Source organism: Paenibacillus sp. LjRoot56 (assembly GCF_964253335.1).
In the GTDB taxonomy this organism is placed as follows: Bacteria; Bacillota; Bacilli; order Paenibacillales; family NBRC-103111; genus Paenibacillus_E; species Paenibacillus_E allorhizoplanae.
In genome coordinates, this window is the sequence record NZ_CAXURV020000001.1 from 1,910,503 (window position 1) to 1,926,703 (window position 16,201).

The 16,201-nt window shown below is 45.4% G+C and carries 13 protein-coding genes; 11 read left to right on the forward strand and 2 right to left on the reverse strand.

Annotation, left to right across the window (positions count from 1 at the left end; translation table 11 throughout):
- The first annotated feature begins 197 nt into the window (after positions 1 to 197).
- The 3 genes from ACSQ8O_RS08550 to ACSQ8O_RS08560 are packed head-to-tail and all read left to right on the forward strand — an operon-like array spanning position 198 to position 3,690.
- Positions 198 to 1,829 (forward strand): extracellular solute-binding protein, encoded by a 1,632-nt coding sequence (locus ACSQ8O_RS08550; protein WP_436241219.1) that lies wholly within the window; start codon positions 198 to 200, stop codon positions 1,827 to 1,829.
- A 40-nt stretch (positions 1,830 to 1,869) separates the two neighbouring features.
- Positions 1,870 to 2,802, forward strand: coding sequence for an ABC transporter permease (locus ACSQ8O_RS08555; protein ID WP_056609244.1), 933 nt, complete (start codon positions 1,870 to 1,872; stop codon positions 2,800 to 2,802).
- Positions 2,803 to 2,817: 15 nt separating this feature from the next.
- Complete coding sequence (locus ACSQ8O_RS08560; protein ID WP_436241220.1) at positions 2,818 to 3,690, forward strand: carbohydrate ABC transporter permease; 873 nt, start codon at positions 2,818 to 2,820, stop codon at positions 3,688 to 3,690.
- On the opposite strand, the gene ACSQ8O_RS08565 is transcribed toward ACSQ8O_RS08560, so the two are convergent.
- Positions 3,687 to 3,980 (reverse strand): hypothetical protein, encoded by a 294-nt coding sequence (locus tag ACSQ8O_RS08565; protein WP_436241221.1) that lies wholly within the window; start codon positions 3,978 to 3,980, stop codon positions 3,687 to 3,689. The genes ACSQ8O_RS08560 and ACSQ8O_RS08565 overlap by 4 nt on opposite strands.
- On the opposite strand from ACSQ8O_RS08565, the gene ACSQ8O_RS08570 reads away from it, so the two are divergent.
- Entirely contained in the window at positions 3,949 to 5,364 is a 1,416-nt protein-coding gene (locus tag ACSQ8O_RS08570; RefSeq protein ID WP_436241222.1) for an extracellular solute-binding protein, read from the forward strand. The two genes, ACSQ8O_RS08565 and ACSQ8O_RS08570, sit on opposite strands and share 32 nt — an antisense overlap.
- 106 nt (positions 5,365 to 5,470) lie before the next feature.
- Positions 5,471 to 5,989, forward strand: coding sequence for a DinB family protein (locus tag ACSQ8O_RS08575; RefSeq protein WP_436241223.1), 519 nt, complete (start codon positions 5,471 to 5,473; stop codon positions 5,987 to 5,989).
- A gap of 541 nt (positions 5,990 to 6,530) precedes the next feature.
- On the opposite strand, the gene ACSQ8O_RS08580 is transcribed toward ACSQ8O_RS08575, so the two are convergent.
- Entirely contained in the window at positions 6,531 to 6,962 is a 432-nt protein-coding gene (locus ACSQ8O_RS08580; RefSeq protein ID WP_436241224.1) for a VOC family protein, read from the reverse strand.
- A gap of 240 nt (positions 6,963 to 7,202) precedes the next feature.
- Between ACSQ8O_RS08580 and ACSQ8O_RS08585 the strand changes: the two genes are divergently transcribed.
- From ACSQ8O_RS08585 to ACSQ8O_RS08610, 6 genes are all read left to right on the forward strand, one after another.
- Complete coding sequence (locus ACSQ8O_RS08585; protein ID WP_436241225.1) at positions 7,203 to 9,026, forward strand: cache domain-containing sensor histidine kinase; 1,824 nt, start codon at positions 7,203 to 7,205, stop codon at positions 9,024 to 9,026.
- Positions 9,010 to 10,632 carry a response regulator gene (locus ACSQ8O_RS08590; protein ID WP_436241226.1) on the forward strand — a complete coding sequence of 541 codons (1,623 nt, stop codon included), beginning with the start codon at positions 9,010 to 9,012 and terminating at the stop codon, positions 10,630 to 10,632. The genes ACSQ8O_RS08585 and ACSQ8O_RS08590 overlap by 17 nt, the downstream gene beginning before the upstream one ends.
- 139 nt (positions 10,633 to 10,771) lie before the next feature.
- Positions 10,772 to 12,166 (forward strand): ABC transporter substrate-binding protein, encoded by a 1,395-nt coding sequence (locus ACSQ8O_RS08595; protein ID WP_436241227.1) that lies wholly within the window; start codon positions 10,772 to 10,774, stop codon positions 12,164 to 12,166.
- Between the two features lie 97 nt (positions 12,167 to 12,263).
- Positions 12,264 to 13,160, forward strand: a complete 897-nt coding sequence (locus tag ACSQ8O_RS08600) for a carbohydrate ABC transporter permease (protein ID WP_436241228.1) — start codon at positions 12,264 to 12,266, stop codon at positions 13,158 to 13,160.
- A 51-nt stretch (positions 13,161 to 13,211) separates the two neighbouring features.
- On the forward strand, positions 13,212 to 14,069 hold the full coding sequence (locus ACSQ8O_RS08605; RefSeq protein WP_436241978.1) for a carbohydrate ABC transporter permease: 858 nt from the start codon (positions 13,212 to 13,214) through the stop codon (positions 14,067 to 14,069).
- A 14-nt stretch (positions 14,070 to 14,083) separates the two neighbouring features.
- Positions 14,084 to 16,186: a heparinase II/III domain-containing protein gene (locus ACSQ8O_RS08610; protein ID WP_436241229.1), complete on the forward strand. Its 2,103-nt coding sequence runs from the start codon at positions 14,084 to 14,086 to the stop codon at positions 16,184 to 16,186.
- The last annotated feature ends 15 nt before the right edge of the window (positions 16,187 to 16,201 follow it).

Sequence of the window (16,201 nt, forward strand, 5' to 3'; positions counted from 1 at the left end):
GTTAGATGATGGGGACGTTTTTTTTGTTCCCAATCATCCACAATCTAAAAATCGTATCCGTTTTCCCATAAATCGTAGATGTCGCACCGTCTCAATTTTCTTACAATTAACAACATAATGGTATGATAAACACAATGACAACGAGAGGGGGAAGCACTCTGCGTAATCCAATCCAACGAGCTTGCCTTCCAATATTGATGACCACTGTGGTAATCATATCCATTATGACAGGCTGCTCTACCCATACGAAGAATGCACAAGAATCCGACACGCAGAAGTCAGCGAAACGGGGCAAGGTTACTGTCACGATTTATGATCGTGGCAACATTCCTTCGGGCCAAGGAACGGTTGAAAATAATCTCATGACAAAATGGATTAACCAAGCAGGTCCCGTGGATGTCACCTTCATTCCTTTACCAAGGACGCAATCTGATCAGAAGCTGAACACGCTATTCGCAGGTGGAGGCGCGCCAGATCTCATTCTGGAGTATGCGCCGCATGTCAAGAATCCGTTGATCGATCAGGGACAGCTTCGTCCCATCGACGATATGATTGAGAGCTACAGCACGACATACAAGGCACTCTTGGCGAAATTTCCGGCATTGCGCAAAGCAGGGAAGGGCACGGATGGCAAGTTGTACCAATTTGGCCGCATTAACGAAACGATTCCTCAGCGCGGTGTTTTTATTCGCAAGGATTGGCTTGAGAAGCTGCATCTGAACATTCCGCAAACGACCGAGGAGATGTATCAGGTTGCCAAAGCATTTACGGAGCAGGACCCTGATGGGAACGGGAAAAAGGATACCTATGGACTTGCTCTTGCGTATAACGCCGTCGCAACATTGAACGAAATGTTCGGCGTTACGTATCCGGGGTTCGTTGTGCAAGACAATCAGCTCATTCATGGCTGGGAGAATATCCAAGCTGTGACGGCTTTCAAGAAGCGACTGTACGCAGAGGGATTGGTGGACAAGGATTTTTACACCGATAAGAATGGATCTAAAGCGAAGCAGGATTTTTTAAACGGGAAAATCGGCATTTATATGGACCAGTTCAATGTCCCAATTACTTTCTATAACGACTTTTATGTGGGCTTGAAAAAGAATGTACCTGATGCCGAGCTGGCTATTATGCCCTTTCCAAAAACTCCTGTGGGACGGTTTAATCCGATTTTCGTGAATCCGATCCAAATGACGGGTGTCGTCAACGCCGAGGCGAAAGATCCGGAAGCGGTGATGAAGTATGTTGATTTTGCAGCTTCCGAGACGTTTATGAAAACAATGTACTATGGGTTCGAAGGTGTGCACAGTAAGACACTGCCGGGTCAATGCCCGCAGATGACAGACTTGAATAAATGGCAGAAGGAATTCAACTATGCGTCTGGCGATTTCGGGATGTTAGCCTCACCCACACTTGCCGGTAAATGCTATTTCGGTGTGGAGAAAATGGATACGAAAGACTCTTTGCAGCAGGAAGTTACGAAGATGTTCGAAGCCAATTCTTCCTTCATCGATTTTAATTTACAAATGGCAGGTCCCACGCATTCTGAGCAAATGCCACAGCTGCCGAAAGATCTTCAGCAGATTCTCACAGATACGATGAAGCAAGTGGATGTAGGTGATGGGGACATCTGGATGAAGGCCATTCTGACACCGAATTATTCGCCAGAGCAAGCGAAGAAGGATGCCATCACTGCTTGGGAGAAAAAGGGAGGCACACAAGTGGACGCTTGGTACAAAGCCTTTTATGAGAAGGACAAGGATACGATTATTTTGAGCAAAGATATTTATGATATTTTCAAGCAACAACGTGCGCTTCAGAACAAATGAGAGGCGTATCTGACACTCAGTTAGGTGGTGACGAATCGGTATGGCATCTGAGATGGCTAGGAGTAAGACGCAGCTTGCCTTGCGCTACATCAATAAGAAGAAATATTTGTACATCCTATTGATTCCAGCTGTTGTGTACTTTCTCATTTTCAATTATGTGCCGATGTACGGCATTATCATTGCGTTTAAGGATTTTAATTTCTCCAAAGGGATTGTCGGAAGTCCATGGATTGGTTTTGAGAATTTCAAGTACATGTTCGGACTCAGTGATTTCTACACGGTGTTCTGGAACTCGTTGTACTTAAGCTTTCTACGACTTGTATTTGGGTTTCCGTTCCCCATTCTACTGGCTTTACTGCTTAATGAGATGCGTAACCGTACCTATCAACGTATTACGCAGACGATTATCTATTTGCCGCATTTTATTTCTTGGGTGGTCATTGGGGGCATTCTGGTCAACTTCTTATCCCCGTCATGGGGCGTCGTAAATATTTTCTTGAAGCAGTTTGGCTTTGAGCCGGTGTTCTTCCTTGCGGATACGAATTATTTCCGACCTTTGGTGATCCTCAGCAGCATGTGGAAAGAATCGGGTTGGGAAAGCATTTTGTACTTAGCCGCGATGGTAGGGATCAATACGGAACTGTATGAGGCCGCTAGTATCGATGGCGCGAACCGCTTCCAAAGAATTCGATACGTCACGCTGCCAGGAATCAAGTCGACGATTATTATCCTGCTGATTCTAAGGTTGGGTCAAATTATGGGTAATGGCTTTGAACAGATTTTTGTATTGCAAAATCCGTTGAACCTCAGTGTTTCCGAAGTGTTTGAGACCTATGTGTACCGCGTCGGTTTGATTGGCGGAAGGTTCTCTTTCGGTACAACCGTTGGGCTGTTCACCTCTGTGATTGGGTTGATATTCCTGCTAGCCAGCAACCAGATCGCAAAGTGGATGAAAGAAGATGGGATTTGGTAAGAGGAGGTTACAGTTGTGGGTATTCGATCGTTTGGTGATAAAGTTTTTGATGGTTTGAATTATGGCATTGTGACGCTGTTCGCAATCGTTTGCTTATTTCCATTTTTCTATGTGGCTGCATTCTCGATTACACCGTACTCTGAGTATTTGGCGAATCCCTTAAAGCTCATTCCTTATCACATTGAGCTAGCGGCGTATAAGCAGATTTTGCAGATGCCGCTCATGTGGACCGGGTATAAGAATACGCTGCTCATCACGATTATAGGTGTAGCTCTCAATATTTTCCTGCTCCTGATCTCAGCTTATCCGCTATCCAAAACGGACTTAAAGGGCAGAAATATCATTATGATTCTCATTACCTTCACGATGTTCTTCAATGGTGGCTTGATTCCTAACTTTTACTTAATCAAAACGTTGCATATATACAACACTTTATGGGCAATGATTTTACCTGGCGTCTTGGGCGCCTACAATTTGATCTTAATGAAGAACTTTGTAAGCGCTATACCGGCAAGCTTGGAGGAGTCGGCTTTTATCGATGGGGCCAATGAAATCAAGGTTTTATATAAAATTATTGTGCCACTTTCTAAGCCGGCTATTGCGACCTTTGTTATTTTCCATGCGGTGACGCAATGGAACACGTTCTTCTCCGCGATTATTTACACCTCCAAGCGAAGTCTATGGCCTTTGATGTTGATTTTGCGGGAGATGGTCGTCGATGACGGCGGCATTGCCAAAGATGCCATGGATATAAACAACAGCGGTATTACGGTATTTACGATCAAAATGGCGATCATCATATTTGCGACACTCCCGATTCTGCTCGTGTATCCTTTCCTGCAAAAGTATTTCATGAAGGGTGTACTGGTAGGTTCGATTAAAGGTTAATTTGTATTTCGTTGTGCCATCCTTCGATTAAATCTGCCATCCTGCAGTTTAATAATAGCAATCATAAAGGAGTTGTTGGTATTGAAAGGGTCCGTCAAAAGCATCGCAAGCAGTCTAATTTGCATCGGGTTACTGTCTTCCATCGTAATGGCTTGTAGTTCTAACACAGATAATACGGCAACCACAGCTGCTACGACAGCACCGAGTACAAGCACAGCGTCAACAGTACCAGCCAAAGCAGCACCTGTCAGCATCAAAATGTTTAACCGGGTCAATGCGAACGTAGTCATTGATAACAATCCCGTGATTGCAGAAGCTGAGAAGTTGGCCAATGTGAAGCTGTCGGTTGAGGCACCTCCAATTAACAACTATGTCGAGAAGCTTCAGGTGATGATGGCATCCGGTGATCTGCCAGATCTCGTGTATAACTGGGGCGGGGCTGACGCGAATCTGGAGAAATGGTCCAAGGACGGTCTACTGACGCCGCTTGATGACAAGATTGCGAAATACCCAAATTTGACCAAAAACATTACGAAAGAAATGTGGGACGCTGTTAAAGCCATCAATGATGGTAAAACGTATATTATTCCTAGAACGAACGTTGTGAATCACTGGGGCTATATGGTCAACCAGCAATGGCTGAATAAGTTGAACTTGAAAGCACCTACAACATTGGATGAGTTTACGAATGTGTGTAAAGCATTTACCAATAATGATCCAGATGGCAACGGTAAAGCCGATACCTACTGTCTGAGCTTGTCCAATCCAAGCCTTGGCAGCAATACGGTGTGGAATTCAACCTTCTTCTTGGCATCTGCTTTTGATCTCCCGATTATCAATGGCGTCAAGGATACCGATGGTGCATATAAAATCAGAGAGAAAATGTCCGGCTATATTCCTTTCTTGACGTATCTTAAAGAGTTAAATGAACAAAAGCTCATCGATCCTGAATACTTGATAAACAAGATTTATGTAGATCAAGAGAAGCTGAATCAGAATCGTGTAGGCATTATCTATTCCCATCAGTATGCGGTTATGGCCAACCTGGCCAAGGATAAAGAGTCTGACAAGAAATACGCTTACCAACCTGTTTTGAAAGATAGCAAAGGTGTGGCAACGGATCTTGTTACGCCGGCAATGTGGGGCGGCTGGATAATTCCGAAATCGTCCAAAAATGTGGATGGCGTATTGAAATTCCTAGATTGGGGTAATACGACTGAAGCGAACGCCTTGTTCCAGCTAGGTATGAAAGGGTTAACTTTTGACAGCTATGATCCTGCTACGAAAAATATTTCCCGCACAGCCGACCAAGCAACCAAACTTGCTGCTACAACGAGCACGTATATGACGCTTGCGAACGCGATTGATGGCAACCCAGCTATTATTGAGGGTGCGGATACGGTAGAGAGATTGAATACGTATAAAGCGCAATTGGATGCGGCGATGAAGCAAATGACTGTAGTCAACGTGCCTGCCGTTCGCTCACCTAAAATCTTGAACCTGAATACAGCCATTCCGGATCTCGTGAAGAAAAAAGACGATCAAGAATTAAAATACTTGATGGGCACACTTACGCTCCAACAGTTTAAGGACTTCTTGGAGAAAGAATGGTATCCAGCTACAGCGGATGCAGAGAAAGAATATGTGGACTACATGAATAAGCAAGGAAAATGAGAAAACGCGAAATAAGTACCCTGACAGATAGTTGTCAGGGTATTCCCTTTATAATAAGGGTATAACTGGAAATAAGGATAAAATCAATTAAGGGAGTGTATGTTGAATGACACAAACGGCTGAACGTATGTATGACTACCATGTATGGGCGAATCAAACACTGATAAATAGGTTGAAGGAGCTTCCACAGGAGGTGTACCGCCAAGAGATTCAGAGTGTATTTCCGACAGTCTCGAAAGTGATTGCTCATATCTACCTGACAGATCGCACTTGGTTAGACATACTTGGAGGTAGGAGTATGAAGGCAGCTATGGAAGCCTCTTGGCCGATAACTGAAGCAACAGAGAGCATAAGCTTGGATGAACTAGAGGCCAAGTATACCGAGTTGTCGCTTCGTTTTAAGGCATTTCTGAAGGAGCAGCCTGATTTGGAAAAGAAGATTATGCTCGATAATCCCTATGCAGGTGTAAGGGAAACCAGTTTGGCTGAAATGGTTTTACAGGTTGTGAATCACGCAACGTATCATCGGGGGAATGTCACGGCCATGCTGCGCCAAATGGGGCATGCTTCAGTGATGACGGAATACGCGTTGTTCTGGTATGCGGGTGCAGAGCAGTTTGCTTAAACGCTTTGAAGCTAAGGATTTGTTACGCGGTAACTTGCTCTCGCGTTGTAACCTATTCAGGAGGCTTTAAAACTTGCCGCACCTTCCAGAACTGCTCAACCATCTAAAATTTGCCCCACCTACGGGCACATCCCAGCGCCATCCACATAATAGATGGATTTTCTGATGTTAATTTGAGCGAAATCAGCTGGAAAATTGGTTTAGATGGATTTTATGTAGTTAATTTTGAGGGAATCTTATGAGTTGGCGAAAAGTGGGGATATTAACTGTAGGTAATCCATCTAATCCGCACATTTACATAAAATGCGCTGAAATAGATGGATAATTTCCATTTAATTACTTCGGTGGCCAGTTGGTGAGTCGGTTGTGTGGCCGGGGAGTCAGTCAGTCAATCAGTCAGTCAGTCAATCAGTCAGTCAGTGAGCGGTCGTGTGGTTGGCCAGCGTTCTGTCACTCAGTTGGCGACCAGTCAACGTTACCAGCCAAGCCCCAAACAAAACGGCCCTGTCGCAATCATGCGAACAGGGCCGTTCTTTCACGTTTAATTCATTGCTGCGCCTTCGGTGAACAGATGGAAAGTCACGCCAAACTTATCCTTCACTTGTCCGTATGCTGGGCTGAAGAATGCTTCATGCAGGTCCATAATCACCGTGCCGCCTTCTTTCAGTACTTCAAAAAATTGCTTGGATTTGCTGGCATCCTTCGTTGTAATACAGATCGTCACGTGATCTCCCTGTTGAACGGGTTTACCTGAGTCGGAGTCCGAAAACATCAATTGACTTTCGCCGACTTGCAGCATGGCATGGGCAATAAGCCCTTTCTGTTCATCAGCAAGCGGGTAATCAGGACTGGCAGGCATTTCACCAAAGGTTTGCTTAAATAGGACTTGCGCATCCAACGCTTTCTCATAAAAGGCAATAGCTTCACCAGCAGTACCAGGCAATACTAAATACGGAGTTAAACGAACGGACATCAATAAACAGCTCCTTAGATTTGAAGTAGTTGAATTAGTTGAAGAGTAAAAAGTCTACCTCTTATTATTACCACATTTATTCGGAAAAATAAAGAACATATGTTCTATTATTTGAGGCTATATAACGAAATAGCTGCCCTCGATCTTGAATTTTCCCCATGCCTTCGGAAAGTGACCTATACTATAATATAGTAGATAAAGACTATCCTCTCACATACAGGAAAGGTGCAAACGTCGCCTATGAATAAGCTTGCTATCTGGTCGTGGCTGTCACGCCTGTTCCATTCCTTTTCACTCAAACAACGCATCTGGTTTACTTTTGTCATCTTCATTACACTAGGTCTTGTGGCTACAGGCAGCATTGCCTATCTGATCGCCTCGAAGGAAATTCAGCGCAACGCGATGCAGTCGAGCCAAGATACCGTGAATCAATCCGCGCAAATTGTGAATGAAAGACTGAAAAATATCGGTACCGCGGTGCGGGCCTTAATGTTCAGCGACGCCTTCAAGCAGCTGATGAAGGATGTTCAGAACAAGGATAACTCAAGCTACTATAAGTCATTAACGGCTTTACAGTATGTTTTCAACCAGGTGAAATTCAATGATTCCATGATCGATAGTATATTGATCGCCACGCCAATTGGGGATTTCTATCCCACCTCCAGTGCACGAAATATTTCGAATTCCTTTTTTGAATCCGATATGTTTAATCAATTCCAGCTTTTAAAGCGCGGCTTTTGGAGCACGGGGCATGTGGATCCGTTTTTTACGGGGAAACAGCGGGTCCTATCGCTTGTGGCAGAAGGTGTAAGTGAAGATTCGTATATGCAAAATGAGTCAACGAATGTGTATGTGGTCATCAATGTGAAGGAAGACGATTTACGTGATCTCTTTATGGACAATTTGTCGGACCCGAATAAGCACTACTACTTCGTGGATTCGCAAGGGGCAGATATTAATTATTCCGAGCGTATTCAGGATAATGGGTTTATTCAACGTCCTGATTTTGTTAAGCAACTTACCAATGATAGTAAAGGATCGTTTTTTTTCGAGGATAAGGATCGGAATAACTATCTTGTTAATTATGCGCGGCTGGATATCAAGGAAGATTGGATGATTGTTGGCGTCCAAGTCAAAGATAAATTGTTGGCCAAATTGAATGGGATTAAGCAAGCCACCATGCTTGTTACGATTGGATTTGTTCTCGTGTCGTTGTTGATTACGAACAATTTGACGCTCTTACTGCTCAAGCCGTTGTATAGACTCCAAAAACTCATGAAACGAGTAGAGGAGAATGATCTGGAAGTGCGTTTTGAAAGTGCGTATAAGGATGAAGTTTCGCAGGTTGGGTTCCGTTTCAACCGGATGTTGGACGAGATTAAGCAGCTCATCGCGGATGTCACTAATCGAGAACGTGATAAACGGAAAGCGGAGATTAAAGCTTTGACAGCACAAATGGACCCGCATTTTTTCTATAACACGCTCAATACGATTTATTGTAAATCAGTACTTGGTGAAAATGAGGATGTCAATGAAATGATTCTGGCCTTATCCAATATGTTTCAATTGAGCCTAAGTGGAGGACGTGATTTGATTCCACTCGCAGATGAGCTCGATCATGTTCGTCAATATTTGGCTATTCAACAAAGGTCGTATGAGAATTTATTCGTCTGCCGGATGGAAGTCGAGCCTGAGCTTAATGCCTGCCTCGTTCCCAAAATCATTATTCAGCCGCTGATTGAAAATAGTATTTTGCACGGTTTTAAGGATATGAAATCGGGCGGTGAAATCCAACTGACAGCTCGAATAGATGGCGAATGGCTCCATATCATGGTGGAGGACAATGGGCAAGGGCTGATACCGGAGAAGCTGTTGCAAAGCATGATGCATCCAACTACTTCGAAGCATGGCTATGCCCTGCGAAATATCTATACCCGACTAGAGTTGTATTACGGGACAGAGCAACGGATGGAGATTACGACGAATGAATGGGGCGGTGCCCGCATTGAACTGTGGCTGCCACGATATGAGACGGAGGAGGATTTCCATGGACCGACTAATTAAGCTATGTGTGGTAGATGACATTCGAAGTGTTGTTGATATGATTACGAAGAAAATCCCTTGGCATGAGCACGGCATCGAAATTGTAGGCAGCGCAACCGATGGGGAGGAAGGTTTTGCTGTTATTCGAGAAACGAAACCAGATCTTATTCTAACTGACATTCGCATGCCCAAGATGGATGGTTTAGAAATGACCCGCAACATTATGGAAATTCTTCCGACGAGTAAAGTTGTCATTTTGAGTGCCTATACCGATTTCGATTATGCGCAAAAAGCAATTCAATATGGCGCCTTAGATTATGTGAAGAAGCCATTTTCTATCGATCAAATTGTGAAAGCAGTCGTCAAAGCCAAGGAAGTCTGGGAGCAAGAGAATCGTAGCCGCACCCAGCTGATCGGTCTCCAACAGAAGATTAAAGAGAGCATGCCGGCGCTTCGGCAGGAATATCTCTCCTTGCTCGTCTACCATCAAACAAATGAGGCCGAATTAGCGCGACTATCGGACTTTCTAGACATTAATGAATTGAAAGCGCCCTTTGCGGTGATGACGATTCAGATTGACCAATTTACGGACAAATATGGCGAAGTTCCTGTAAAGGAGCTCGAGCTAGTCCGTTTTTCTTTGCAAAATATCGTTGAAGAAACGATAGCCTTTTACGGGGCAGCCGTCGTGTTTCGAGAGGGGTTCAATCGCTATATTTGTATTCTCAACGTTGCGGATCAAGAGTCACCTATAGCGGTCGCAGACCAATGCTGTGCGAACATTGCCAGGCATACCAAATTTACGATTTCCATCGGCATCGGACAATGCGTAGAGACTGTGCAAGAGCTTCCTAAGAGCTATCAGCAGTCGCTTAGTGCCTTATCGTATCATTTTTACACGGGAGGCAATGGTGCGTTCAGTTACAATACGGATGCAGCCGCTCAGCCTGTAGAGTGGATTTATACAGAGGATAGCGAGAATGAGTTTCTGTTCGCTTTCCGCTCAGGTAATCGGGATGCTTGTGTGGAGTGGGCGAATACGATTTTTAATGAGATGGGGAAAGTGTCTGTACTGCCGGAACCGGGTGTCGTAGAGCGCTTGCTGCAAGGTCTTGTTCTGCGCATGCTGCGAGTGCTGATGGAGAAATTCCCACGCCCTAACCTGGCAGAATTTGAGTCGAAAAATCAAATCATTCGAACTAGTGGAGCCGATATGCAGGAGTATCGCTCGTGGTTCATTGAGCTGTGTGAGATCGGTTGTGGGATGATCCATCAGGAGCGGGCCAGTGAGTCTCAGAAGATCATTCTTCGGTCAGCTGAGTATATCAAAGCGAATTTAGATGTGGAGTTGACGTTGGAGCACTGTGCGAAGCAAGTGAACTTAAGCTGGGGCTACTATTCGAATTTGTTCAAAAAAGTAACCGGGTCTACCTTCCAACAGTTCGTTACCCATGCCAAAATGGATCGAGCGAAGTCGATGCTAATCGAAGATTTTCAAGTACAGGAAATCGCACAGCAGCTAGGCTATGAGCATCGGCGTTATTTCAGTGAGGTGTTTAAAAAGCAGACCGGTCTTACACCGACGGAATTTAAAGAAATGTCGCTGGGCAAGTCCTCCAAGCTGTGAGGGCTTGCCTGTTTTTTGGGCTGGAGAAGGGTAACATATAGAAATATCTGCCCTCATTCAAGAGTTGACCTCATTACCAGGACATGGGAATTCTTTTACTATTAGAGATGTAAACAACAGATTCAAGGGAGGCTTACACATGATTAAAAAATTAGGGACGGTCACATTAACAGTCGCACTCGCAGGCAGCTTAACAGCTTGTAGCTCCACCAAAACCGATACAGCAGCAAGCCCAGCGGCGTCCGCGAAAGCATCAACTGCACCGGGTAGTGCAGCTCCTGCCAAGGCCAAAACGAAGCTCTCCTACTGGACGGGTGACCGTCATGATATGGATTATATCAAGAGCGTTGTACAGAAATTTAACGAGACGAATGGCGAGAATATTGAAGTTGAAATGGTTGTAAAGACGGAAGACTTTAACCAAGCCATTGACCTAGCATTTGCTTCCGGTCAGGCGCCTGATATTATCCGCGTTAAGGAAAATACGATTCAGCCTTTTGCAGCGAAAGGGTACCTCAAACCAATCGATTCCTACCTGACGGATGCGATTAAGAAGGAATTCCCAGTCATTGATGATTTCAACCGCATCGGCGGCAAAATGTACAGCCTCCCGAACTATGGCTCGACACTGCGCCTTGTTTACAATAAAGAGCTTTTTGCCAAAGCTGGCATTGCCGCACCTCCGAAGACGTTGAAAGAAATGGTTGAAGATGCGAAGAAAATCACTGCTGTAGGTAAAGCGAATGGTTCTTACGGATTTGCTCAAAACTTCAAGAGCCCAGAGAGTGCACTAGGCCGTTCAGCACGGGTTATTGCAGAAGCAAGCGGCTACGGCGGGCTTGGCTTTGATTTCAAAACAGCGAAGTTTGACTTTACTAGCTACAAAGAAGTCATTCAATCGTTCAAGCAAATGGTAGACGACGGCAGCACATTGCCAGGTATGGAGTCCTTGGATATTGATCCGCTGCGTGCACAATTCGCAGAAGGCAAAATCGGGATGTACATCTCCTTCTCCTCAGAGCCAGGCGTGTACGCGAATCAGTTCCCAGCGAAGATCGAATGGGCAGCAGCACCTGTTCCAACGATTGACGGTACGATCAAAGGGGCAACATCCTTCTTGGGCGGACAATGGTTAGCGATCAGCAACACGACGAAAAATGCCGATCAAGCATGGAAATTCATGAATTTCATGTATCAAGATGAAGTGTTGAAAACGTATCATGAAAAAGGCTTTGGCTTATCCATGGTACCAGCAGTATCTTCCGTTGCGAAAAAACCAGAAATCAAAGGGATTGATGGGTTCTTGCCAATTGGAAATGACGGCACATGGCCGCTTCAACCAACCGTTACTGTGGAAGGCATGAAATTCAATGACGCCTTCTTCAAATATATGATCAGTGGCGGCAACTTGGATCAAATTATCCAAGATTTGAACAAACGCTATAATGATGCATTAGATAAAGCAGTGACAAAGGGCGACGTTAAAGTAACGCCGAACCCAAGCTTCGATCCAATGAAATTAATGATGAAATAAGAGCTAATTGAAGAGGTTCAAAGCGAGAGTGGAGCTGAAACTCCACTCTCGCGCTCTTCTTAGCTTCACTTTTTGGGGTACTTTAGGAGGGAATGGGATGAACAGGACACGCCAGATCGGTTTTTCATACTTATTTTTATTTCCAAGCTTTCTACTGACCATGGTGCTGGGCGTCTATCCGATTGCTTGGGCGATTCGTTATATGTTTTATGACTACAAAGGCTTCGGGGCACCGGATTTTATTGGGATTGATAATTTCAGACGACTCTTTCAGGATACGGAGTACTGGCATTCTGTCATTAATACATTCGTCTATGCAGGTGGCAAGCTCATCATAACCCTTCCGTTATGCTTAGTACTTGCCGTTATATTAAATTCCAAGCTGCGTGGACGCAACTGGTTAAGAGCCATCTATTTCATGCCTACGATCATTAGTTCAGCGGTTATGGCTGTCGTATTTTTTATCATTTTTAACTCGTACAACGGTATTCTTAATCAGTATTTATTAAAGTTTCATATCATCTCTGAAAGAATCGATTGGCTCGGACCCAAGCATGCGATGCTGACCACGATCATCATTGCGGTATGGGGAGCGGTAGGGAACTACATGCTGTTATTTCTAGCTGGTCTTCAAAATATCCCGAATGATGTGTACGAAAGCTCCTCCTTAGACGGTGCGAATAAATGGCAGCAGTTCTGGTATCTAACGATTCCGATGCTAGGTCCGGTACTGCAAATCGTCATTATGCTGGCGATCATCAATTCTCTCAAAGGATATGAGAGCATCATGGTTCTCACCGAAGGTGGACCGGTTGGTAAGACAGAAGTCATGTATCTGTATGTCTACAAGCTCTTTTTCCCAACACCATCAGGATCCGTTACGGATCAACAATTTGGCTACGGTAGTGCTGTTGGTTTCATGACCGCTGTCATTGTCGGCATCATCACGCTTGTTTATCATCTGATGTCGAAACGCCTAAACAAACTACAATAGGGAGGAGACCTCAGAATCATGGAAGTGACAGAAGCGATACCTGCTGTTCATATGAAGAAAAAAACGCAGTCGTTTTCAGTGGGGAGATTGGGTGGAAAAGCACTGCTCTGGGTGTTTTTACTGATAACCGCACTACTCATCGTGTTCCCAGTGGTTGTGACTTTTTTAGGCTCCTTTATGTCTAATTTGGAGATTACCAAGGGGGGCAAGATATTCCCGTCTTCCTGGCATTTTGAAAATTATAAGGAAGCCTGGGTACAGGCCAACTTCGCGAGATTTACTTGGAATAGCTTGTTTCTGAGTGGCGCAACGACGATCGGCGTACTGATCGTAGCTTCCATGGCAGCTTATGTGGTTGACCGCATCAAGTTCCCAGGGAAAGCCATTTATGTGGCGATTCAAGCATCTACGATGTTTATCTCTATCGGCGCAGTCGTGATTAGACCGCAGTTCGAGCTGATGGTTAAGCTGCACCTGAATACGAGTTTATGGGGCGTTGTCCTCATTCTGATCAGCGGGCACGCGTACATCTTCTTTATTCTACTAAGCTTTCTGCAGGGTATTTCCCGGGAGCTGGACGAGGCCGCGCGCATTGATGGCTGCTCCAACGGAGGCATTTTCTGGCGAATTATTCTGCCTCTAATGCGACCAGGACTCGGAGTTGGCGCCTTGTTTACCTTTTGTGGGGCCTGGAATGAGTACCTGCGGCCGCTCGTATTTACGATGACAAATCCGAAGCTTCAAACATTAACAGTCGGGCTATCCTACCTGCGTTATGGCTCCTCAGCAGCCGTTCAAACGCACTATATGCTGGCGGGAGCGTGCTTATCGATTCTTCCGTTATTGCTGGTTTATATGATTGCGAATCGTTCATTCATGCAAATGACGGCGGGTTCATTGAAAGGCTAGGAGGACTTCTGACCATGGACATTAAGCGTTTGGAGAGACTGCGTGGAAACGCGGTCAACACAGAATTTCAATCAGCAATGGCGCTGTTACGACGGGATGCGGAAGAAGCGGCGAAGATCACCTTCGCCATTCGCTCCCATGAGCAAGGTGAATGGATGCATTATTATTATTGTGATGAAGATGGGGCTAGGCTCACTTTCGAGTGGCTTAAGCCTCATCTTCATCGCTGTCCTACCTGTGGGAAAGAGCGGCAACATGCACTGCTCGATGGGGGTTGGACGTCATTGGCACATAGTCAGATCGGTCGCGCTGTCTATCACATCGCTCTGTTATATGCGATTGAACCGGACGCTGAGCGATTACAATTCGTTAAATCCTATCTGATGGCGTATGCCGACCACTATGAAACGTATGCTATCCATGGGAATATTCCGTATAATGGGCCTGGGAAATTATTTGCCCAAACCTTAGATGAAGCCCATTGGATCACGGATTTAGCCCTTGGCTTTGACATGATTAAGGAGCATCTGACACGAGAGGAAATCACACATATACGCCGTGGTTTGCTTGAGCCATGTGCACGTTTCCTCATTGCCCATAAGGAAGAACAGATTCATAATCATTCGGTGCTAATTACGTCTGCGATTGCGGCGTTGGGACTTTTACTTGATGATAACGAGATTTTGGGTGCTGGCCTAGAAGGAGAATATGGCTTGCGCGATCAGCTCGTGCGCGGGATATTTGAAGATGGCCAATGGTATGAGGGGAATGTACAGTATCACTTCTATGCGTTTCAATCCTTGCTGCACTACGCGTTGATTGCCGAAGGAACAGAGAGGGACGTTTGGCAAATGAACGAGCTAAAAGCGATGTTCGATTTTCCTTTGCACTTGGTTTTGCCAAATGGCGTGATGCCGACGCTCAATGATGCAGGGCTTGGCCATCATATCGGCACGTATGCACCGTATTATGAAATTGCTTACGATATTTATGGGGAAGCCAAATATCGTTCGCTGTTGCAGGCGGCCTATGGCATGGATGAGACTGGTCCGAGTATGCAAGGCGTGAACTTATCCAAGAGAGATTCGGTCTATGCGTTGATGTTCGGCGGAGATTTGGCAGGTCAGCCTGCGGAGGCTACGGACTCCCTTGGGGAGGAAGTACGGCGGACACGTTCCTTGCCAGAGAGCGGGTTGACCAAAATAGTTAATCAAGACGGCTGGCATGTGATCGTGAAGCACAGCCGGTTCGGCGGCGAGCATGATCATATGGACCGACTTGGATTGTCTATTATGCACGGCGATATTCCGTTACTCGTCGATCCAGGCACCACGGCATATGGGATTCCAGTTCATTACGGGTGGTTTAAGCATACGTATTCGCATAATACCGTAAGTATTGACGGGGCAGACCAGCCGCCACGGGATGGGCGATTGATTCAAATGCACGAAGAACCTTGGGGCGTATGGCTGGAAACGGCAGTGGATTGGCTCTCAGAGGACTATGTGATGAAGGATCGCATTATTTTGCCTGCTGAACTTCATCCATGGGATGTAGACGCCTACCAAGGCGTTAGAATTCGAAGATTAATTGTACTCGTCGAAAACCATTTGTTGGACATTGTACAGGTAATCGTTCCAGCAACACGCGAGGTTCATTTTAACAATCACATAAGTGGTGCGCTTGTAAATGATGATGAGGCGGTTGTTTGGTCGTCTACGGATGATAAGCTGAGCCGACTGGACCAGCAATGGCTCAAAGATAAGAAGAGGCTCGTGCAGGGTGCGCCAGCATTCGCGTATGAGATGCGCAAAGGAACTTTGGAGCAGCACATATGGTGCTCACAGCAAGCGGACCTATACAGCGCTTTGACACCAGATAATCCGCCGAGCGGGCAGCGGACGTCTTTGCTAGCCGTTGCATCTGTAGAGCAGAGCGTGATCTATGTTCAGACGCTCCACGTTGATGCGAAACAGCAAGAAGCACGTCAAGGTAAGCTTGAAGTGACCATGCTATCTTCGAACACGCTTCAAGTAGTGTGGAACAAGCAAGGTGATCAGCATACGTATGTTGTGAGTTTAGCCAGTGAGAAGGCGGAGCTTAATAAGTTACGCTAGGGAAAGGTGAGTTAA

What these genes read in the sequence shown, in the direction of transcription:
- ACSQ8O_RS08590 (WP_436241226.1), top strand. Translation starts at nt 9,010, where the DNA reads ATGGACCGACTAATTAAGCTATGTGTGGTAGATGACATTCGAAGTGTT.
- ACSQ8O_RS08550 (WP_436241219.1), top strand. Translation starts at nt 198, where the DNA reads ATGACCACTGTGGTAATCATATCCATTATGACAGGCTGCTCTACCCAT.
- ACSQ8O_RS08575 (WP_436241223.1), top strand. Translation starts at nt 5,471, where the DNA reads ATGACACAAACGGCTGAACGTATGTATGACTACCATGTATGGGCGAAT.
- ACSQ8O_RS08610 (WP_436241229.1), top strand. Translation starts at nt 14,084, where the DNA reads ATGGACATTAAGCGTTTGGAGAGACTGCGTGGAAACGCGGTCAACACA.
- ACSQ8O_RS08580 (WP_436241224.1), bottom strand. Translation starts at nt 6,962, where the DNA reads ATGTCCGTTCGTTTAACTCCGTATTTAGTATTGCCTGGTACTGCTGGT.
- ACSQ8O_RS08570 (WP_436241222.1), top strand. Translation starts at nt 3,949, where the DNA reads ATGTTTAACCGGGTCAATGCGAACGTAGTCATTGATAACAATCCCGTG.
- ACSQ8O_RS08600 (WP_436241228.1), top strand. Translation starts at nt 12,264, where the DNA reads ATGAACAGGACACGCCAGATCGGTTTTTCATACTTATTTTTATTTCCA.
- ACSQ8O_RS08565 (WP_436241221.1), bottom strand. Translation starts at nt 3,980, where the DNA reads ATGACTACGTTCGCATTGACCCGGTTAAACATTTTGATGCTGACAGGT.
- ACSQ8O_RS08605 (WP_436241978.1), top strand. Translation starts at nt 13,212, where the DNA reads ATGAAGAAAAAAACGCAGTCGTTTTCAGTGGGGAGATTGGGTGGAAAA.
- ACSQ8O_RS08595 (WP_436241227.1), top strand. Translation starts at nt 10,772, where the DNA reads ATGATTAAAAAATTAGGGACGGTCACATTAACAGTCGCACTCGCAGGC.
- ACSQ8O_RS08555 (WP_056609244.1), top strand. Translation starts at nt 1,870, where the DNA reads ATGGCATCTGAGATGGCTAGGAGTAAGACGCAGCTTGCCTTGCGCTAC.
- ACSQ8O_RS08585 (WP_436241225.1), top strand. Translation starts at nt 7,203, where the DNA reads ATGAATAAGCTTGCTATCTGGTCGTGGCTGTCACGCCTGTTCCATTCC.